Source organism: Nitrospira sp. CR1.1, from assembly GCA_014055465.1.
GTDB lineage: Bacteria > Nitrospirota > Nitrospiria > Nitrospirales > Nitrospiraceae > Nitrospira_A.
In genome coordinates this window covers 796,839-816,408 of sequence record WIAF01000001.1, presented here as the reverse complement: position 1 = coordinate 816,408, position 19,570 = coordinate 796,839, and the positions used below count along the sequence as shown (strand labels likewise).

General features: G+C 57.7%; 20 protein-coding genes. 9 read left to right on the top strand and 11 right to left on the bottom strand.

Features of this window, described 5'->3' with window-relative positions; genetic code table 11:
- Nucleotide 1: 1 nt before the first annotated feature.
- The 8 genes from nuoL (at nt 2) to GDA65_04035 (ending at nt 11,574) form a co-directional block, all read left to right on the top strand.
- Nucleotides 2-2,005: an NADH-quinone oxidoreductase subunit L gene (nuoL, locus tag GDA65_04070; protein ID MBA5861875.1), complete on the top strand. Its 2,004-nt coding sequence runs from the start codon at nt 2-4 to the stop codon at nt 2,003-2,005.
- 25 nt (nt 2,006-2,030) lie between these two features.
- A complete protein-coding gene (locus GDA65_04065) occupies nt 2,031-3,590 on the top strand; it encodes an NADH-quinone oxidoreductase subunit M (GenBank protein MBA5861874.1) in 1,560 nt (519 codons plus the stop codon).
- Nucleotides 3,591-3,594: 4 nt separating this feature from the next.
- Nucleotides 3,595-5,250, top strand: coding sequence for an NADH-quinone oxidoreductase subunit M (locus tag GDA65_04060; protein MBA5861873.1), 1,656 nt, complete (start codon nt 3,595-3,597; stop codon nt 5,248-5,250).
- The gene (gene nuoN / locus GDA65_04055; protein ID MBA5861872.1) at nt 5,247-6,743 is read left to right on the top strand and encodes an NADH-quinone oxidoreductase subunit NuoN; all 1,497 of its coding nucleotides are present in this window, start codon (nt 5,247-5,249) and stop codon (nt 6,741-6,743) included. Before GDA65_04060 ends, nuoN begins: the two co-directional genes overlap by 4 nt.
- Before the next feature lie 698 nt (nt 6,744-7,441).
- A complete protein-coding gene (locus GDA65_04050; GenBank protein MBA5861871.1) occupies nt 7,442-8,395 on the top strand; it encodes a hypothetical protein in 954 nt (317 codons plus the stop codon).
- Nucleotides 8,392-8,859: a response regulator gene (locus GDA65_04045; GenBank protein MBA5861870.1), complete on the top strand. Its 468-nt coding sequence runs from the start codon at nt 8,392-8,394 to the stop codon at nt 8,857-8,859. Before GDA65_04050 ends, GDA65_04045 begins: the two co-directional genes overlap by 4 nt.
- A 21-nt stretch (nt 8,860-8,880) precedes the next feature.
- A complete protein-coding gene (locus GDA65_04040; protein ID MBA5861869.1) occupies nt 8,881-10,521 on the top strand; it encodes a response regulator in 1,641 nt (546 codons plus the stop codon).
- Nucleotides 10,522-10,650: 129 nt separating this feature from the next.
- Nucleotides 10,651-11,574 (top strand): hypothetical protein, encoded by a 924-nt coding sequence (locus GDA65_04035; GenBank protein MBA5861868.1) that lies wholly within the window; start codon nt 10,651-10,653, stop codon nt 11,572-11,574.
- Nucleotide 11,575: 1 nt separating this feature from the next.
- Here GDA65_04035 and GDA65_04030 read toward each other — a convergent pair whose 3' ends face one another.
- Complete coding sequence (locus GDA65_04030) at nt 11,576-12,007, bottom strand: hypothetical protein (protein ID MBA5861867.1); 432 nt, start codon at nt 12,005-12,007, stop codon at nt 11,576-11,578.
- 57 nt (nt 12,008-12,064) lie between these two features.
- Here GDA65_04030 and GDA65_04025 point away from each other — a divergent pair, with 57 nt between their 5' ends.
- Nucleotides 12,065-12,379 (top strand): hypothetical protein, encoded by a 315-nt coding sequence (locus GDA65_04025; GenBank protein MBA5861866.1) that lies wholly within the window; start codon nt 12,065-12,067, stop codon nt 12,377-12,379.
- Here the strand turns inward: GDA65_04025 and pyrE are convergent, their stop codons facing one another.
- From pyrE to GDA65_03975, 10 genes are all read right to left on the bottom strand, one after another.
- Nucleotides 12,380-12,955: an orotate phosphoribosyltransferase gene (gene pyrE / locus GDA65_04020; GenBank protein MBA5861865.1), complete on the bottom strand. Its 576-nt coding sequence runs from the start codon at nt 12,953-12,955 to the stop codon at nt 12,380-12,382.
- 191 nt (nt 12,956-13,146) lie between these two features.
- Nucleotides 13,147-13,656 carry a hypothetical protein gene (locus tag GDA65_04015; protein MBA5861864.1) on the bottom strand — a complete coding sequence of 170 codons (510 nt, stop codon included), beginning with the start codon at nt 13,654-13,656 and terminating at the stop codon, nt 13,147-13,149.
- A gap of 160 nt (nt 13,657-13,816) precedes the next feature.
- Nucleotides 13,817-14,770, bottom strand: coding sequence for a DUF1722 domain-containing protein (locus tag GDA65_04010; protein ID MBA5861863.1), 954 nt, complete (start codon nt 14,768-14,770; stop codon nt 13,817-13,819).
- The gene (locus tag GDA65_04005; GenBank protein ID MBA5861862.1) at nt 14,767-16,206 is read right to left on the bottom strand and encodes a deoxyribodipyrimidine photo-lyase; all 1,440 of its coding nucleotides are present in this window, start codon (nt 16,204-16,206) and stop codon (nt 14,767-14,769) included. Before GDA65_04005 ends, GDA65_04010 begins: the two co-directional genes overlap by 4 nt.
- Nucleotides 16,203-16,634 (bottom strand): hypothetical protein, encoded by a 432-nt coding sequence (locus GDA65_04000; GenBank protein ID MBA5861861.1) that lies wholly within the window; start codon nt 16,632-16,634, stop codon nt 16,203-16,205. The genes GDA65_04005 and GDA65_04000 overlap by 4 nt, the downstream gene beginning before the upstream one ends.
- Nucleotides 16,635-16,681: 47 nt before the next feature.
- Entirely contained in the window at nt 16,682-17,170 is a 489-nt protein-coding gene (locus GDA65_03995; protein ID MBA5861860.1) for a hypothetical protein, read from the bottom strand.
- Between the two features lie 43 nt (nt 17,171-17,213).
- On the bottom strand, nt 17,214-17,699 hold the full coding sequence (locus tag GDA65_03990) for a PDZ domain-containing protein (protein ID MBA5861859.1): 486 nt from the start codon (nt 17,697-17,699) through the stop codon (nt 17,214-17,216).
- A 25-nt stretch (nt 17,700-17,724) separates the two neighbouring features.
- The gene (locus tag GDA65_03985; protein ID MBA5861858.1) at nt 17,725-18,198 is read right to left on the bottom strand and encodes a DUF4149 domain-containing protein; all 474 of its coding nucleotides are present in this window, start codon (nt 18,196-18,198) and stop codon (nt 17,725-17,727) included.
- Entirely contained in the window at nt 18,195-19,112 is a 918-nt protein-coding gene (locus GDA65_03980) for a TIGR01777 family protein (protein MBA5861857.1), read from the bottom strand. Before GDA65_03980 ends, GDA65_03985 begins: the two co-directional genes overlap by 4 nt.
- A gap of 30 nt (nt 19,113-19,142) precedes the next feature.
- Nucleotides 19,143-19,412, bottom strand: a complete 270-nt coding sequence (locus GDA65_03975) for a hypothetical protein (GenBank protein MBA5861856.1) — start codon at nt 19,410-19,412, stop codon at nt 19,143-19,145.
- Nucleotides 19,413-19,570 lie beyond the last annotated feature (158 nt).

Below are 19,570 nucleotides of genomic sequence, written 5' to 3'. Positions count from 1 at the left end.
CGTGTCTGACTCCTTTGATCTGATCGTAAAATTGATTCCTCTGTTTCCGCTGATGGCCGTCATCGTGAACGGCCTCTTCGGACACCGTTATTCGCACGACCTGGCTCACCGGTTTGCCTGGGGCTCGGTCTTCATGTCGTTCCTCTGCGTGTTGGCGGTGTTTACGGAAACCTTGCGCACTGGAACCGCTCGTGAAGTCATTGCCTATAAATGGATCTTCGGCGGCGATCTCACCATCAATCTCGCCTACTTGATCGACCCTCTGACCTGCATCATGCTCCTGGTCATCACCGGAGTAGGGTTTCTCATCCATGTGTACTCCGTGGGATACATGCACGGAGAAGCGGGGTTCACACGATTTTTCGTGTACATGAACCTCTTCATGGTGTCGATGCTCCTGCTGGTCATGGGCAACAACTATGTTGTCCTCTTCATCGGGTGGGAAGGCGTCGGACTGTGTTCGTATCTCCTGATCGGCTATTACTACGACAAGGTGTCGGCGGCCAAGGCCGCGACAAAGGCGTTCGTCGTCAATCGGATCGGTGATGCAGGCTTTTTGCTGGCAATTTTCCTCGTCTTCGTGAACTTCCGGACACTCGACTACACGCAGGTGATGCAGAATGCGGCGCAACTGTCGCCTGAAATGGCCACCGCCATCGCCCTCTGCCTTTTGGTCGGTGCCGTCGGCAAATCCGCCCAGCTACCCCTGTACACTTGGCTGCCCGACGCCATGGAGGGCCCGACACCCGTCAGCGCGCTCATCCATGCTGCCACGATGGTGACAGCCGGGGTGTACATGATCGTCCGCAATCATGCCATTTTCGACCTCGCGCCCATGGCGATGACGACGGTCGCATGGATCGGTGGCTTGACGGCGCTGTTTGCAGCCACTATCGGCCTGGTGCAGACAGACATCAAGCGCGTCCTGGCCTATTCCACTGTGAGTCAACTCGGATATATGTTCCTTGGCTGCGGTCTCGGCGCCTACACAGCCGCCGTCTTCCATCTCATGACTCACGCCTTCTTCAAAGCCCTCCTCTTTTTGTCAGCCGGGTCGGTCATCCATGCTCTCTCCGGGGAGCAGGACATCCGCAAGATGGGAGCCTTGAAATCAAAAATTCCTTGGACTCATACGTTGTTCCTCATCGGAACGATTGCGATCGCGGGCATTCCGCCTCTGGCGGGATTCTGGAGCAAAGATGAAATCATGGGCCATGCCTTCGTCCATCATCACTACCTCCTCTATGGCATGGCAGCGGTCGGTGCGTTCCTTACGTCCTTCTATATGTTCCGTCTGACCTACCTGACATTCTACGGAACGTCGCGGCTCGACCATCATACGGCCGAACATGTGCACGAATCGCCAATGGTCATGATCGGACCTCTCGTAGTGCTGGCAACCCTGTCCGTTATCGGCGGGTTTCCCGGCGTCCCACCAGAAAACGGCTGGTTTCACCATTTCCTCCATTCCGTGGCAGGCGTGGCAGGGGAAGAGCACGCCACCCCGCCGGCATTGATACTCGGGCTGATGGGAACGGCGACGGTCATTGCGCTGCTTGGGTGGGGACTCGCACATTACTTTTACAGCGGGCCATCGGTCGCGGCAGCGGCGCTGGCCGACCGCATGCCAGGCGTGTATACCACGCTGCTCAACAAATATTATGTCGACGAGCTCTACGACCGGCTGTTTGTAGAACCCACGAAGCAGTTGGGGAGGTTCTGCGATTGGTTTGACCGGACCATCATCGACGGACTCGTCCGCTCTATTGACCGCGGCACGGATGCCAGTTCGGCAGCCATTACCTGGACCGAGAAGCACGTCGTCTACGCAGGATTGAATGTTATCGGTTATGCAAACCATCTGTTGGCCCGCTCTTGGAGACGCCTACAGACCGGCATGGTTCACCAGTACGCAGCCATCATCGTGGCGGGACTCTTCATTCTCGTGCACCTCATCTTGTTGATCTGGACCGGAGGCGGGTCTACCGGGTATTCAGCACGCTAACGCGTCAGACCTTTTTGGACTTACGATGCTTGAAGAGTTCAGTTTCGGGTTTCCTATTCTGTCGTACCTGATTTTTCTCCCCCTGGTCGGGGCGGCAGTCCTCTGGCTCATCGACGACGAGGACCTGCTCAAATCCACGACCTTGGGCATTGCCCTCGTGGAACTGGCTCTCGCGTGCATCGTCCTCGTGCGGTTTGTCCCTGATTCCGCGGCCATGCAGTTTGCAGAACATGCGCGGTGGCTTCCGGCGCTCGGAATCGGGTACCACCTGGCTGTCGACGGAATCAGTGTGCTCTTTGTGGGTCTGACAGCATTCCTCACCGTGTTGGTCGTCATCTATTCCTGGGATACGGTGCGCAACCAGGTGCGGCTCTACTTCATGGCCCTGCTAGCGCTCGAAACCACCACCATCGGGATTTTTGTCTCCATCGATTTGATCCTCTTTTTCGTCTTCTGGGAACTCATGCTCATCCCGAGCTACTTTCTCATCAAGCTCTGGGGTGGCGGACCGGACCGGCATTACGCCGCGCTCAAGTACGTTCTCTATACGCTATTGGGCAGCGTCTTCATGCTCGTCGGCATTGCCTTGCTGGACATCAACTATCACCAGTGGGCCGTGACCCATCACCTGGACCACGCCTATTCTTTCGACCTCTTGGAGTTGTTGTCGGTTCCCATCCCTGTCTCGCAGCAGATTCTCATTTTCTGGCTCATGTTTATGGGATTTGCCTTCAAGGCGCCCGTCTTTCCCTTCCACACCTGGCTCCCTGATGCCCTCGTGGAAGGTCCGATCGGAATGGCCGTCATGTTGGCCGGCATGAAGCTGGGCACCTACGGGTTCCTTCGCTTCACCTTCCCATTGTTACCCGATGCATCAAAAAGCGAAGGGGTCGTGTCCATCGTCATGGTCTTGGCACTGACAGCCATTCTCTATGGGGCAGTCGTGGCGCTGGTGCAATCGGATTTCAAACGATTGCTCGCATTTAGCAGCATCAGCCATCTCGGCTTTGTGGTGGTGGGATTGTTTGCCTTGAACTTTCAAGGCCTCCAGGGCAGCCTCCTGACGATGATTAACCTGGGCTTCAGTACGGCTGGTCTCTTTTTCATGGCTGGGTTCTTATCAACTCGTCAGCAAAGTTCGCGCTTATCCTCCTTCGGAGGTTTCGCGAAACAGGCTCCGCTCCTTGCCACCTTCCTCCTTTTGATCGGCATGGCCTCTATCGGATTGCCAGGGACCAACGGTTTTGTCGGGGAATTCTTAATCCTTCTGGGCGCCTTTAAGGCGAAATGGTGGTTTGGGGCTGTGGCGGTGCTCGGCGTGATCTTCGGAGCCGCCTATTTTCTGTGGTATTACGAACGCGCCATGCTGGGGCCCCTTAGTAAAAACGTGTCGGCGGCCGTCAAAGATCTCCACATGCGAGAAATCACCATTGCGCTGTCGCTCTCAATCATGATTTTGTGGATCGGCCTGTATCCATCACCATTCCTGAGGATGATGAATGGATCGATTCAAGCCCTTGTCGACCGGCTTGATCGCACGAAAATAGCCTCAGTAGACACCGTTATCCACGGGCCGGCGAAGTAAGATCATGGCTGAATACACGCTGCTCATCATTTTATTCGCCCCGTTTCTCGGGGCCCTCGCGCTCATTTTCGTCTCAAACCGGCAAGTCTCGCTGGTACGCGGCATCGCAGCCGGGTCCGCCTTCGTCTCATTGGCCGCATCCGTGTATCTCTTCTACGCCTACGATTCCGTGAAAGGCGGATACCAGTTCATCCAGCGCATTGAATGGTCCCGTCAGCTGGGCATTTCACTGCATCTCGGCGTAGACGGCATCGGCACCCCATTGGTGCTCGCATCAGGCATCCTCTTATTCGCCGGCATATTCGTCTCCTGGCATATCAAGGACCGGATGAAAGAGTTCTATATCTGGATCTTGATTCTCGCCGCGGCGACGATCGGCGTCTTCATGTCGCTCGACTTATTCTTCCTGTACTTCTTCTATGAAATGTCCGTCATCCCCATGTATCTGCTCTTGGGCATGTGGGGCAGCCATACCAAAAAATACCTCGAAATGACGGACCCTGAAGGTCTGAAACAACGGGACTCCGTCGGCTTCATTTTCAACTTCGGCGCGAACAGCAAAGAATACGCGGCGATGAAACTCGTCCTGTTTCTTTCCGCCTTTGCCGTGGCCGCCTTGATGGGCATTCTGCTCATTTACAAATTCTCCGGGCTGAACACCTTCGACATCCTCATTTTGCGCGAGAAAGCGCATTTCTCAGGACCGTTGGCCACGCTCATCTGGCTGCTGATTTTCTTCGGCTTCGCGTCGATCGCCCCGATTTGGCCGTTGCACTCCTGGTCTCCGGTCGGTCATGCCGCCGCACCGGCCGCCACCAGCATGTTGCATGCCGGCGTGCTGATGAAACTCGGCCACTTTTCGATTATCCGTGTCGCATTTGAAATTCTTCCCGAGACGACTCGGGAACTCATGCCCATCGCCGCGGTGCTGTGCATCTTCAGCATTATTTATGGCGGCCTGGTTGCGTACTATGCGAAGGACACCAAATACGTCATCGGCTATTCGAGCTCCAGCCACATGGGTTATGTCTTCCTGGGCATGGCGGCGTTGGACTACATCAGTCTCAGCGGAGCCGTGATCTACATGTTCGCGCATGCTATGGCCACCGGCATGCTATTCGCCATGGCCGGCTGGGTCTACGATCAAACTCACACCCGCGACATCCCGTCCTTGGGAGGCCTGTCCAACAGGATGCCATTTATATCGGCAGCCTTTGTCATCGGATGTATGGCCTCGATCGGAATGCCCGGCACTGTCAACTTCATCGCCGAAGTGATGATCATCGTCGGCAGTTGGAATAAATATCCCTTCCAGGTCGTCGTGGCGGTGCTCGGAATCGTGTTGACCATGGCCTATCTCTTCAAGATGATGCGCGGCCTCTTCTATGGCTCGATGGCGGAAAAGTACAGCCACTCGCACGATGCCGTGGCGGTTGTCGACCGCATGCCCCTGCTCATTATGATCACGGTCAGCATCAGCTTCGGCATTTTCCCGGGACATCTCTACTCCGTGGTCAGGTCAGGAGTCGACCCGCTGATCGCCCGTATCACCAAAGTGGTCCCGGTCGCAGAGCTTCCGATGAACAATCCACAAGCCAGCTCGCCCACCATGGCCGTGTCAGCTTCCCGTGAGGCGATTGCGAAGGTGACCCCGCGATGACCTTTTCCCTGACGCTTTCAGCCAGCGATCTCCTCCTCTTGCTTCCCGAACTGTTCCTTACGCTCTGGCTGTGCGTGGTCCTGGCCGTCGATTTTTCGTTCAAACGCATCGTGCAGGAACAATTGGCCTACCTGACCATCTTTGGAGTGATCGTCACCCTGGCCTGCCTCGCATGGTTCGACATGACCGGCATCACCGGCACTTTGTTCGGGAAGATGTTCGTCGTGGATCGAATGGCGATCTTTTTCAAAGTCATGATCCTGTTGGCGACCATCCTGGTCATTCTCCTCTCAATCGACTATGTCCATCGGTTTTCCCTTTTTCGAGGCGAATATTACTTCCTCGTCGCGATGTCGGCCTTGGGCATGATGTTCATGGCCTCGGCCAACGACCTCTTATCCCTCTTTGTCACCCTCGAGTTCGCGACTTTCGGCTTTTACGTCCTGGTCTCCTATCTCCGTGACGACATGGCCTCCAACGAGGCAGGCCTCAAGTTCTTCATCCTGGGCGTCTTTGCGGCGGGATTACTTGCGTACGGTATCAGCCTCGTGTACGGCGAAACAGGCAAGCTCGTCTTTTCCGACATGACCGGCGCGGCCCCGACCACGGGATTGGTTATCGGCTTCCTGCTGATCTTTGCGGCGTTGGGATTCAAAATCGGCGCCGTGCCCTTCCACTCATGGATTCCGGATACCTATCATGGCGCGCCGACCCCTGTGACCGCCTTCCTATCCATCGCACCGAAAGTCGCGGCCTTCGCCATCCTGCTTCGGTTGTTCCTCGTGGCCTTGGCAATGTTCAAGCCTGCATGGGCCTTGCTTATCGTCGCCGCATCGATTCTGTCGATGACCTACGGCAATATCGTGGCTATCGCCCAACGAAACATTAAACGTCTGTTGGCCTATTCCGGTATCGCCCAGGTCGGAAACGTGCTGATCGGTCTGGCCGCAGGAACCAAAATGGGCACAGACTCGATCCTGTTCTACCTCTTGACCTATCTCTTCGCGAACCTTGGAGCCTTCGCAGTCATCATGGCGATCAGCAATTCGGTGGGCAGTGATGAGATCGACGACTATCGAGGACTCAACCGGCGCTCACCCTTTCTGGCATTTGCCATGTTAATTTTTCTGCTCTCCCTGGCAGGGGTCCCTCCACTCGCCGGCTTTATCGGGAAACTCTACATTTTTGTCGCCGCCATCAAAGAAGGCCTCTACATTCTGATTACCGTCGGCCTCGTCAACATCGTCGTCTCGATGTACTACTATCTGATCGTCGTCAAAAAGATGTACATCAACGAGCCGCTCGACTCCTCTCCCATCAGGACCACGGGCCCTTTGCGAGCGGTCATTTATGTTGGATTGGCCGGAACGCTCGTGATCGGTATCTATCCGCAACCCTTCCTCGACTGGGCTGTGGCAGCCACGCTGATGTTTTCCAATTTCGTCGGACCTGCCGCGTCCATTACTCCGCCAGTCACACCGTTCGGGGGCTAAGGATCCGTTCGAAGTACCGGCTCGCGGTTTCCATCAATTCTCTTCGCTAATCAATACCTTCTGTTACAATAGGCTTGTGGTCTTCCGGCTGCACCCAAATCCTTGACGCGCTTTCCCGGGCTCCAGTCCACATAATCTTCAGGGCGTTCACTTTGGGCATGGACGAACCGAACCGCCACCAACCCGCAGACGTGGGGCTCGACACCCCCTTTCCTGCCTCGCCGCAGGCCGAGCAGAATCCGGGCCGAGCGTCGCTCCTCACGCCGCTGGTTCAGACGTTTCAGAGGCGATCAATCGAACAGCGCGTCCTGGCCGGGTTCGGGCTCGTCTTTGCCGGCATCCTGGTCATTTCCGCCATTTCATACCGCAACATGACCGTGCTCATTCGCAATGGCCACTTGGACCAACGGAGTCACGAGTTCACTCAATTTCTCGCTGCAACCGGAGAAGCCATAGACGATGCGGAGAATGGCCACCGGCGGTTCCTCGTCACCGGAGACGAGAGCTACCTGGCCGCCTACAGCAGCCTGCGGGAACGCGCGCCGGAATATGTCCGCTATCTACGGGAACTCACTGATCCAGACAGTACACAGCGCGCGCATGTGAGCGATCTCGAGCATTTGATCACTCAGCAATTGCAGGAAGAACGCGCCGCCATCGAACTGCGCGCCAAGACGGGCTTTGACTCGGTGCGAGGAATGGCACTCACGGGGGTTGCCAAGACCGCACTCGATTCTGCCAGGCGGCTGCAAGCTCAGATGGATCAGGAAGAAACCAAAGCACTCGCGCAACGGGTCATTGAATCGACGGCCACCACTCGCTCCAGTATCATTCTGTTGACCACCGGGGCCCTCTTGCTGTTCGTGCTCCTCGCGGCCGTGTATTACTTGATCCGGCATGATATTACCGAGCGTCGCCGAATTGCGGACGAGCTCCACCGCCGGGGCGAACTCCTTGAAGCCGCCAACAAGGAGCTGGAGGCGTTCAGCTATTCGGTGTCGCACGATTTGCGCGCCCCGCTCCGGCATATTCACGGCTATGCGTCGCTCCTCGGAAAGGCCGCTTCGATCTCTCTCGATGACAAGGCGAAACGCTACTTACAGACGATTTCGGAATCCGCCACCCGAATGGGCCAACTCATCGACGATCTCCTGGTGTTTTCGCGCATGGGACGGCAGGAAATGTTGCGCGGGACGGTCAATTTGAACCAATTAATTGCCGCCCTGCGGCACGATCTTCGACATGACTTGCAAGATCGCGCCATCTCATGGACAATCGCTCAACTCCCCGAGGTCACGGGAGACGCGGCCATGTTGCGGCAGGTATTTGTGAATCTGATTGCGAATGCCATTAAATTCACCGGGACCAGGCCGCGGGCGACGATTGAAATCGGAAGTCTGGACAACGGGCCGAATGAAGCGGTGTTATTCGTCCGCGATAATGGGGTAGGATTCGATATGCGGTACGCCAACAAACTCTTTGGTGTCTTTCAACGGCTCCATCGAGCGGATGAGTTCGAAGGAACAGGCATCGGGCTCGCCAATGTCAGACGAATTATTCACCGGCACGGGGGAAAAACCTGGGCGGAGGGTGCGCTCGACGAAGGCGCCACCTTTTACGTCAGCCTCCCGAGAGTGAGGCCCTTGGCATGACCGTTTCTAAACCCATTTTACTCGCTGAAGACAATCCGCGCGACGCCGAACTGGCGCTCGCGGCCATGGAAGAGCACCATTTGGCCGACAAGGTCATTCTCTGCCATGACGGCGCGGAAGTCTTGGACTACCTCTATTGCCGGGGCCATTTCAAAACACGTCTCCAAGGCAATCCCGCCGTGGTGCTGCTCGATTTAAAAATGCCCAAGGTCGACGGCCTGGAGGTCTTGCGCACAATTAAGCATGACGCCGCGCTGAGATCCATCCCCGTCGTCATGCTCACATCCTCCCGCGAAGAACGGGACCTGGCGGAAAGTTATGCCCTTGGCGCCAATGCCTATGTCGTCAAGCCGGTGGAGTTTCATCAGTTCCTGAAGGCGGTCAAAGAACTGGGCGTGTTTTGGGGCATGATCAACGAACCGCCGCCCGAAGGGGCAAGCCGGGTAGCCGGCCGGTCCGCCTAACCTCCGATCTCGATACAGACGATGACTCAGCCCCTGCGCTTCATCCATCTTGAGAGTAACACGGCGGACGCGGAACTGATTAACTCCACGCTCCGCGAGGCCGGCATTCTGTGCCAATCAACGCGCGTCCAGACGCGTGAGGAGTTCCTGGCGGCCCTCCGCCAGGAAGGCTTCAGCCTCATTCTTGCCGACACTGCGGTCCCCGGCTTCGACGGGGCCTCCGCCCTCGGCCTCGCTCGGACCTTGCACCCGGACCTCCCATTCCTTTTTGTCTCCGCGACACAGGGCGAAGAATTTGCCATCGACATGATGCAGCGGGGAGCCACCGACTATATCTTCAAGCAGCGTCTGGGCAGGCTGGCGCCGTCCATCAAACGGACCCTGCGCGAACTTGACGAGCGCCTTGAACGCAGACGGGCTGAAGACGCGTTGCGCATGAGCGAAAAACAGTTTCGCCAAGCGCAGAAAATGGAGGCCGTCGGCCGCCTCGCCGGAGGGCTCGCCCACGACTTCAATAATCTCCTGACGGTCATCATGGGCCATAGCCAGGTCCTCCTGGGAGACCTGCCCGCCGGCAACCCCATCCGCTCGAAGATTGAAGAGATGCAGAAAGCCGGCGAGAGGGCTGCGAATTTGATTCGTCAACTCATGGCGTTCAGCCGTAAACAGCCGGCAGAGCCGCAGGTGCTGCCGGTGAACTCACTCCTTGGCAATGTGGAGGGCATGCTCCGCCGCCTCATCGGCGAAGATATCCAATTGGTCATCCGGCCAGACCCCCATCATGGTCATGTCAAAGTGGGTCCCGGGCAACTGGAACAGGTTCTCATGAATCTGGTCGTGAACGCCCGGGATGCAATGCCCAACGGAGGTTTGCTGGCCATCGAAACATCGCAGACGGAACTCGCGCGTACCCCGATGCACCATCTCCACCCATTGCCGTTGGGACACTATGTCAAACTGACGGTCACCGACACCGGCTCCGGCATGGACGCCGAAGTTCTCGCCCACTTATTTGAGCCGTTTTTTACGACGAAGGAAGAACACAAGGGTACCGGACTCGGGCTGTCGACCGTATTCGGTATCGTCACCACCTGCGGGGGCGGAATCGATGTCTGGAGCCAGGTCGGACACGGCACCACCTTCGATCTGTATTTCCCGCGCGTCAATCCGCAAACGTCTGCCACTCGCGCCGAGAAACCCCACGGCCGGCCGCGGGAGGGATCGGAAACCATTCTCCTTGTCGAAGACGACGGCGGCGTGCGCGACTTGATTCGTCATGAATTAGTCAAAACAGGGTATCACGTGATTGAAGCAAAGAATGGCGTGGAAGCTTGTCTGACCGCCACGCAACAAAGCTATCACGTCGATCTGTTGCTGACTGATGTGGTGATGCCGGGCATGAACGGCCGGGAACTCGCGCAACACCTCTCTGTCATCAAACCAAACTTGCGGGTTCTGTTCATGTCCGGATACCTGGACGATATTTGCGTGAATAGCGGCATGGATCCCCATCGGACCACGTTTTTACAAAAACCGTTCACTCCGGACATTCTGCTGCGCACCGTGCGCGCACTCCTCGACTCATCCTCGCCGGCGTTGGGGCAGACCCAACACCCGTTCTCTCCGCCTGACCAAGCCCCACGCACCGCGCGCGCCTCCTGAAGAGAGGTTTTGATCTGACCGATATCCCCGACGGAATTGACCCCTGTGCCCATCCTTTTTATACTGAAGTCGCGCGAAGCGCTCCATGCCCCAGGGCCTGCCGATAGACATGAACGACCACGTGTTTCGATGATCGACCAGAGCCGATACTCGCCACGATTCCTTCGCCGGTTGATTCTGGTCAGTGCCTGCCTCCTGTCACTCTGGCATGGAGAATGGTTTCAGGCAGCAGCGGCTTCCGCGGAACCGGTCCCGTGGGAACGATTGACCGCCGGTATGCAGGTGGCGCTGTGGAACCCCATCGACGCCTGCCCTCAGGTTCCGTCGCTGCTGATGCTGCAGGTCGACCCGGAACGTTATCGTTTTTCCATCTACCACTATCGCGATGAAGGGCTGCGCGCGCCGATCTCCATACACGACTGGCAGCAGCGGACGGATGCCTATGTGTTGTTCAACGCGGGATTGTTTCGCGAAGACTATTCGTACTTGGGCGTCCTTTTGAAAGACGGGCGTTCGCTCGGCAGCAAGAAGCATCATTCCTGGCAGGGACTGTTCGCCGCCGAGCCCACCGATGGAACGCTTCGGAAGGCGCGCGTGCTGGATCTCGCCTTCGAGGGATTCACCGAAGATCCTCCGCTGTACCGGGAAGCCGCACAGTCGCTGATGTTATTCGATCGAACCGGCAAACTTCGGGTGCGGGATAGCGGAAAACGCGCGTTTCAAACCGTGGTGGCGGAGGACGGGCAGGGAGCTATTCTCGTGATCAAGACGGTGGATGTCGTGTCGCTTCACCACCTCGCCGACTGTTTACATCGGCAGCTACCCGCTCTTCAGCAGGCCATGGCCATGGATGGAGGCGCGTCTTCCGATGTCATTGCCAGCCCCGACTTGCTTCACGCCGCTCAGGAAACCACGGCGCAGACTGGATGGCGACCGCTTCTGACGGGCACCATGGGCATACATATTCCTCTGCCCACGGTGATCGGCATCAGCCCCCGCACTCCTGCGCGGAGTGCACCGGCTCCGGCCCCACAGTCTCCTCGCGGACGCTGAGCTAACGCCCTGGGGAGACGGGAAACCCGGCCTCCGTCCAGGCATTCATGCTTCCCACGACATTGTAGACATGCGTGTAACCCAAATCCGCCAGAGTCTCCGCCGCAATATTGCTGCGATGGCCGGACTGGCAGTAGACGACGATATGATCCTCCAACTTCGCCCCCAGCTCCCGATGTCGAGCTTTCATCTCACGAAAGTCGATGTTCAGATCGGTGCCGGGAATCATGCCGGACGCATGCTCTTCAGCGGAACGCACATCGACCAGGAGAAAACCTTTAGCACTCGTCGACGGCGCCTTCACGAGACCGGCCCGTAGCTGCTGCACGCTCAACACATAGGAATGATACGCGACGGCCGAGGGAGGGCCATCGAGAAGAAGACCGCACAGAAAGAGCGCGCACATGATAGAAGGAACATATCTCATGGCCATCTCTCCTTTTTGCAACCCTGAATAGGTCTGTGACACATGCTGTATGATAAAAGCCCGATGAAAAGCTGGTCAAGCCGGACAGTCCTTGCCATACCGCTCTTTCTTCTCGCAAGTTGCGGGGAGGGCGCCCTTCTGGTGAAGGACAGCGCCGACGGAGGTGTGGTCGTGTACCCCTATCGAGCCGAACAAGGTAACCTGCTGTCGTCGTTTCGAAAGGAAGCGGTGCATCTCATGGAGCAGAAATGCCCGGGAGGGTATTCGATCGTCCGGGAAGGAGAAACGAAGGGTCGGCTCCGTCAGGCCAGTCCTGTCGCGGGATCGAACGACATCGTGGAAGAGCGGCGTTGGGGCATTCAGTTCCAGTGTAAATAGTTAACGAGGACTCGGACCTCCCTTCATCAGATCATCAATCGTTAAGAGGCTCATGACTCGCACCCCGGTCTGTTCGACTCGGGCACGGCCCTCCTGCTCTTTCCGATCGACGATGACGAGCGCGTCGGTCACCTTCAATCCGGCTTCACGAGCCGCGGCGATCGCTTTCACGACAGATCCACCGGACGTCAACACATCATCAACGATTAAGGCGCGATCCCCCGTTCGCACAACCCCTTCAACTAGTCGACCGAGCCCATGGTCCTTGGCCTGCTTTCGCACAAAAAAGGTGCGCCACTCGCGGCTCGGAGCCGCTGAATAGGCATAATCCGAGATCGAGGTGGCGATTGAGATCGCACCGATCTCCAGTCCACCGAGACAATCAATCTGCAAATCCCCGATCACCTCCCAGGCCTTTTTGGCAACCAGGTGGCGGGCGTGAGGAAACGCCATCAACGTCCGGCAATCGACATAAAACGGACTGAGCAACCCCGAGGCGAGCTTGAAGCCGCCGTTCGGATCCCATTTGAACGACTGCGTCTTGTGAAACGCGGCGATAAGTTCGTCTTGCAGCATGACAGCCCTTGTGCTCCCCTGAGGGCCGGTTCATCAAGCCACCATGGCTTTGCGGGCCCTCCCCAACCGAGGGCGATTCTACACCGGTTGCGAAGCAGATGAAATCGGTGATTCACCGGCGCGAGGGATGTTTCGCCATGTGGTCTCCGTCCGCCACGTTCACCAGACCACGCGACGTGATGAAGCCTCTATCAAGAGAATCGCCGGACCTGTTCAGCCAGCGTCCCGGCGACCAGGCCAAGGTCGAACGGCCAGGCATACCGAAGCTCAACCCCAGGATACTGCGGCCGAAGGTGCTCAAGAATTTCCGGAATCTCCACTTCCGAATGCGACCCGCCTGGCGTAAACATCGTCGTCGCCACGGTAATGTGAGTCGCCCCCTGCTTCGCGAGTTGCTCGACTGATTCCTCCAACGTCGGCGCACAAAATTCGTTATAGGCCACCGCAAACAATACCTCACCCAGCTTCGCACGCAATTGCGCCGCTACCGCCTCGAGTCCTGCCTGGTAGGGATCGGTCTCCGCGTTCCTCGGCCATTGGCGGATCTTGATGTCCAATTCCATCTCTTCAGCCGACGCTGGCTGTTTCGCCGCCCGCCGCTGTGCCTCAAGCCGTTTGAGTTTCGTCACGAGGTCTTGAGGACAACCCCTGGGAATCCCGCCGTGGCCCACCAAAATCACACCTCTCCGCACTGTTGCCATCGCCTCATTCCTTCCATTGAGTGTCTGATGAATCGACGTTTACTTCAATTCCCTTATATCTAAGAACTCCCGCAGATTCGACTTTCCATATCCCTTGCTCGATCACGACCGCGTCACGCAGCGTCTCCCTTCCACGACAACATGCGGCATGGCATCCTTTCTAGACGTGATTCCTGAGCATCAGCTCCTTGGGATGCGGATTCAGATACACTTGCTCGCGAATATACTCGACATCGAAAAGCTGCACATAGTGTTTGATCAAGGTGAGCGGGACGATCAATGGTGTGAGTCTCTGATGGTAATCTCCAATCACGCCCAGCAACTCCGCTTTTTCTTTCGTGGGAAGCCGCTCCTTGAAATGCCCGAGGATGTGGTGCAACACATTGACGTGTTTCCGAACCGTCGCCTTCACCGCCAACGCCTGCATGAACAACTCCCCATACTGAAGGGCCAGATCTTTGGGGCGATACTCGCTCGCGTGCGCCACCAAACGGCCAAGCTGTCGATAGTGCGGCGCGCTATGCGCCAGCAACAGGTATTTATGGACGGTATGAAACCGCACCACCGCCTGCCGCGTGGCCCCGTTGTCCAGAAGATTTTTCCAGCGCCGATAGCAGAACACGCGTTCGATAAAATTCTCCCGCAGCAGCGGATCGCAGAGCCGTCCTTCTTCTTCCACTGGAATGAGCGGAAAGCGGCCGAGAAACGCTCGCGCGAACAGCCCTACTCCCTTGCGGCCCGGCATGCCGTGTTCGTTGTAGGTGCGAACCCGTTCCACTCCGCAACTGGGCGAATCTTTTTTAAACACAAATCCTGACAAGTCCGAGCCGGCGAGATCCTCGAGGCGCCTGGCCGCCAGGACCTCCAAGGCTCGTGTATGATCCTGTCCGCTCTTGAGAGCGATCAATCGTGGTTGTTGCGGGCTTCCGACCAGTCGCATGGCTTCCCTTGGCGTGCCCAATCCAGCCTCGACCTCCGGACACACCGGCACCCACTCCACATGACGCCCCAGCACATCGGTCAAGAACGCATCCCGCTTGTGACCGCCATCGAAACGGACTTCCTCGCCGAGTAAACAACGGCTGATACCGAGACGGACTGCCGTGGTCGTCACGTCGACACCTTCTGTTTGCCGAGATCCAAATACTCCTGCCGGGCTTGCCGATGGTTCACAATAGGTTCCGGGTAGTCCGATCCGATGCGGCACGCGACACGGATCTGTTCTTCCTGCGGCATGAGCTGCGGCTCATGAATCCACGCCGCCGGCACGGAACTCAATTCCGGCACGTAGCGTCGTATATACCCCCCTTCGGGATCGAACTTTTCACTTTGCAGGGTCGGGTTGAAGATTCGATACCCCTGCATCGCATCCGTTCCCGTGGAGGCACACCACTGCCAGTTGCCGTTGTTTGCCGCCAGATCTCCGTCCACGAGGTGCTGCAGAAAATACCGTTCGCCGCTCTGCCAGTCCACCCGAAGGTCCTTCACCAGAAAGGAGGCCACCACCATGCGCACGCGATTGTGCATCCAGCCCGTTTGATTTAATTGGCGCATGCCGGCATCCACAATCGGGTAGCCAGTGCGGCCCTCACACCAGGCGGCAAATAACCGATCGCGCTCAGGTCCCGCGGGACGAGGGGCGGGAAGTGCCGGCTTGACCTTGAACGGCCCTTCGGCCACATGTGGAAAGGCCATCAACACTTGCTGAAAAAATTCCCGCCAGACCAGCTCGTCCATCCAGGTGAACACATCGGGGCGGGACACCTGACCGCCTTTCGAGAGGGTACGCAACGCCGCATGCACCATCGTACGCGTGGAGATCGTTCCGAAACGCAAATGAGGAGAGAGTTTTGAGGTCCCGTCTTGCGCTGGAAGATTTCTGCCGCTGACATAACTATGGACAGGCCCTTTCAAAAACCATTGCAACCTGGCTCGTGCCGCTTGTTCACCAGGCTCAATCCACATCGGCACCGTCTGGTACCCCAAGTCCTGTGCAGTGGGCCAGATCGATACCTCCGGTGCTGGAGACGGCGAGGGGAAGGAAGGAACCGGAAGCAGTGGCGGCGTGGCAGACCTCCATTGGGTCCACCAACGATCGCGATACGCGCTGTACCGTTGAAACGGATCTCCGGTCAACCCTCGCACCTCTTCGGCTTCGAATACCACGTGGTCTTTGAAAGTCTTGACCAACCGCCCCTCCTGAACCAGCCGCTGTTGGACCGTACGATCACGGGCGACGGCCGAGGGTTCGTAATCACGGTTCCAATAGACGGCATCGACGGCACATTCGTGCACCGCACGCAGCACCGTGTCGATCGACTCACCCCTTCGCCAAACGAGCGTCACCCCCTGCTTCGCCAGCGAACGGCGCAGTTCCTCGAGGCAGCCCAGCATAAACCCCACGCAGACAGACCCAAAGACATGACCGCGCAACAACGGCTCGTCGAAGACGAAGAGCGGCACGATCTCTGTGCATTCCTTGCAGGCTGCCGACAGGGCCGGGTTGTCATGGAGCCGCAGATCACGGCGAAACCAGACCAGGCCCTTCATGAGTGAACCCCGGGAGACGGAGAGGCGAGTCGCGTCGTGGGCGGCAACGGATCAGCAAATAGAACCCGCCGCCAGGCCACATAGCACAGGAACAAGGCGGTCGTGACCATAAATCCCGTGCGAAGCTGATGGAACCCAAATTGCCATTGGTTCATGAGTTCACTGATGAGGCCGAATCCTCCGTAGGCCATGGCCAATCCCCAGGCCCACGGACGCAAAAACACAAACCCATACCCGATCAAAAAGTGCGCGGCCGGCGAATGCAATTTCACAACATAGGCCATCGGACCGGCAATCGTCACGCCGAACAATTTCAGGGCATAGGCGGGGAACCATTCAATGATGAGCATATCGAGTAAGCCCACCAGCACAAACAGTGCTCCGAACAGTTTAATGTCGATCCCCCGCTGAGTCGTTCGCTGGATCACGTTTCCGACCTCCTTCCCTGTCACCCTTGCGCCTGGCGTCTCTATCGTTATCGCATCCACGCATCGGGAAACGCCCGCCACCACGTGGTGGGGTGCGCGTTCCGCCACTGAGTCTGTTCCTGCCAGAGACGATCGGAGGCCTCCTTATTCAACCGCACGGCCATTGCGGCGGTGACATCAGACTGTTGGCGAACGCTGGTTTGGATCATTTCTTTGGCCATGCGCGCAAGGCCGCCAGGGGGATCGACAAGATCCTCGGTATGGCGATTAGCCAGATTCAGGTAGAGCTGTTCGACCGCCATCCAGCTCTCGTTCTTGGACAACTGTTCGAGATACGCATCGATGGCCTGATACACATAGGTCAAACGAACATAGGCCTCAACCGATGGGCGCGCCTGTATCACCTGCTCGCAACTCTCCAGCGCGCGGCGATAGTCCCCTGCGAGCAGATACAGCCCGGTTTTCTCGACCACCGGCATAGTCGATCCTTGCGCGGGATGCGCATGCACCTCAGCGAGGAACACTCCCAAGAACATGATTAAACATCCAAGAAGGGCAATGGTTCGTCTCACACATCACCTATTTGGCAGGGTCGGCATGTGACCCCATTTGACCTTTATACAACGTCTGACCGGAGACTCGCGTCACCACCACTGCCCGCACAGCGCTCTCTGCATGTATCCCAAGCGAGACCACTGTCCCGGGCTCGCCCCTGACCATCAACGCTACCTGCTCATACGTCTTACCGGTCACAGCCGCGCCGTCAACCGTGGCGATTTGATCCCCCGACTTAAGTCCGGCCTTCTCCGCCGGCCCATCCGGTAACACGTGTGCGATGTACAACACGGCGGTGTCACCGACTCGTTCCGCCCCGACGTGCAACGACACCCCGATGACGCCATCCGGAATCGTGACCTCCCGCTCGTAGGATCCTCCCGCAGTTCCAGACTTCTCCTGTCTCTCCGCAGCCCAGGCTAAGCCTGTTCCATCAGACCACTGACCTAGACAGAGGCTCATCAAACCAACGGTTACCCACGTCACTGTCTGTGTGTGTTGTTGCACCATGTCTCTCCCTCCGTGACAATCGCTCTTAATGGGCCAGACCCACCAGCCACAGCCCTCCAAAGAGCACCAGCGAATTCAAATAGAGCGAGCGTTGATGCAATCGCTCCCACGACGCGTTCAAGACCGGATCGACGCAGCCCTGACGTTCCTGCTCCTTCAGCCGGTCTCTCATCGCATTGCTCTGCGGGGTCAGTGGCGACCGGCAATAGGATTCCGCCAGGAAAATCATCAGCCAGATGGCGGCCGCCGCCGACAGGGCCGGGCTGGACCCACGAGTGACCAGGAGTGCGGTCACCGACACCAAACCACCAACAGCCGCGCCCATTCCAAGCAGATAATAGGCGGGGAATAATTGCCGAACGACGTTCCCGAATTGCTCCGGCGCCAATTGCTTCGCAAGAACCGGAGCCACGACAAACGACAACAGCACCACCTTGCCGACGAGTATTGCTACAGCCAGACCATGCAGATACTGCGTGATGGGTTCAATGAGGCTCATGCCTGGTTTTCCTTCGCCACAATTGCCCGCAGGGCCGGTTCCAGAGTCGGATAACGAAATGTATAGCCTTCGGCTTGAGCCTTGGCCGCAGCGACACGTTGCCCGGTCGTCATCAATGTCCCCAGCTCTCCTAGCGCCACACGCAATGCCAGCCCCGGAACCGGGAGCCACGAAGGTCGATGAAGCACCTTCCCCAGAATGTCGCAGAATGCGTTCATCGTGACCGGCTCAGGCGCAACGGCGTTCACGGGCCCGGAAAGATCCGGCGAATCGATCGCCCATTGAATCAAGCCGATGAGATCCGCCCGATGAATCCAAGACACCCACTGCGTGCCTGGCAAAACCGGTCCCCCCGCAAACAAGTGAAACGGCAGCATCATTTTCGGCAGTGCCCCGCCATTGCGCTCTAAAACCATCCCAGTTCGCATAAGCACCACACGTGTGCCGAACTGACCAACCCGTAATGCTTCTGCCTCCCAGGCCGCGGACAATTGAGCGAGAAACCCGTCGCCGGGCGGAGACCGTTCGTCCAATAGCCGGTCGTCCTGGGGTCCGTAGTATCCGATGCCGGATGCGCTCACCATCACAGGAAGAGGCCGGGGCCTGACTGCCACTGCATCCGCCAACAGTCTCGTTGCAAGAACGCGACTCTCGACAAGGACCCGCTTGCGGGCATTCGTCCATCGTCCTTCCGCGATCGGCTCGCCGGCCAGGTTGACCACCACATCCGCTGCGGAGACCTCTGCCTGCCATGGTCCGACTGAATGCGCATCCCACTCCATGTACCGTACCGACGACTGGGCGAGTGGACGTGGCTTACGGCTCAAGACCACGACCTCGTGACCCGCGCGCGCCAACTCTTCCACCAACGCATGGCCGATAAAGCCTGTCCCTCCGGTCACGACAATGTTCATCGGACTGTCCTCCACTGCAGCTGACGTGCATTACGAGCGACGATCGGCGCCGGCCGCCGAGTCTTTCCCCTTGTCCGTCACCGCTTCGCGATCCGACTTCCTCGAAACGCCGCCATTCGGACTCGCCGTCACACGCTGACTGAACTTCCGCTCTTTCGTACCATACAGCAAATTCGGCGGTGGACTATGCCGATTTTTGAGGATGACCGGGTCGAGCACTTCTCCACACTGGGCGCAATGCCACGCCGTAATATCGATTTGGCCTGTATCATCCAGGAGATCAATATAATGTTGCGTCAACAATAACCCTCCGCAGCGGGGACAGGCTTGGCTGCCCGGCCGGGGAGGCATAAATGATTCTGGTGTCCCATGTGTATCCATTGGAACCCCCGACTTCGATAAAAAATAATCGTCCGCACCGTACCTTTCGCTGGTGTGTTGGCATTCCGCTACGACCT

Excerpts from the sequence above, each read along its gene's own strand:
- GDA65_03995 (MBA5861860.1), bottom strand. The coding sequence starts at position 17,170 with ATGTTCTTGGGAGTGTTCCTCGCTGAGGTGCATGCGCATCCCGCGCAA.
- pyrE (MBA5861865.1), bottom strand. The coding sequence starts at position 12,955 with ATGCTGCAAGACGAACTTATCGCCGCGTTTCACAAGACGCAGTCGTTC.
- GDA65_04060 (MBA5861873.1), top strand. The coding sequence starts at position 3,595 with ATGGCTGAATACACGCTGCTCATCATTTTATTCGCCCCGTTTCTCGGG.
- GDA65_04040 (MBA5861869.1), top strand. The coding sequence starts at position 8,881 with ATGACTCAGCCCCTGCGCTTCATCCATCTTGAGAGTAACACGGCGGAC.
- GDA65_03985 (MBA5861858.1), bottom strand. The coding sequence starts at position 18,198 with ATGAGCCTCATTGAACCCATCACGCAGTATCTGCATGGTCTGGCTGTA.
- GDA65_04015 (MBA5861864.1), bottom strand. The coding sequence starts at position 13,656 with ATGGCAACAGTGCGGAGAGGTGTGATTTTGGTGGGCCACGGCGGGATT.
- GDA65_04035 (MBA5861868.1), top strand. The coding sequence starts at position 10,651 with ATGATCGACCAGAGCCGATACTCGCCACGATTCCTTCGCCGGTTGATT.
- GDA65_04030 (MBA5861867.1), bottom strand. The coding sequence starts at position 12,007 with ATGGCCATGAGATATGTTCCTTCTATCATGTGCGCGCTCTTTCTGTGC.
- GDA65_04050 (MBA5861871.1), top strand. The coding sequence starts at position 7,442 with ATGGCACTCACGGGGGTTGCCAAGACCGCACTCGATTCTGCCAGGCGG.
- GDA65_04025 (MBA5861866.1), top strand. The coding sequence starts at position 12,065 with ATGAAAAGCTGGTCAAGCCGGACAGTCCTTGCCATACCGCTCTTTCTT.
- GDA65_03990 (MBA5861859.1), bottom strand. The coding sequence starts at position 17,699 with ATGGTGCAACAACACACACAGACAGTGACGTGGGTAACCGTTGGTTTG.
- GDA65_04065 (MBA5861874.1), top strand. The coding sequence starts at position 2,031 with ATGCTTGAAGAGTTCAGTTTCGGGTTTCCTATTCTGTCGTACCTGATT.
- GDA65_04045 (MBA5861870.1), top strand. The coding sequence starts at position 8,392 with ATGACCGTTTCTAAACCCATTTTACTCGCTGAAGACAATCCGCGCGAC.
- GDA65_04005 (MBA5861862.1), bottom strand. The coding sequence starts at position 16,206 with ATGAAGGGCCTGGTCTGGTTTCGCCGTGATCTGCGGCTCCATGACAAC.
- nuoN (MBA5861872.1), top strand. The coding sequence starts at position 5,247 with ATGACCTTTTCCCTGACGCTTTCAGCCAGCGATCTCCTCCTCTTGCTT.
- GDA65_03980 (MBA5861857.1), bottom strand. The coding sequence starts at position 19,112 with ATGAACATTGTCGTGACCGGAGGGACAGGCTTTATCGGCCATGCGTTG.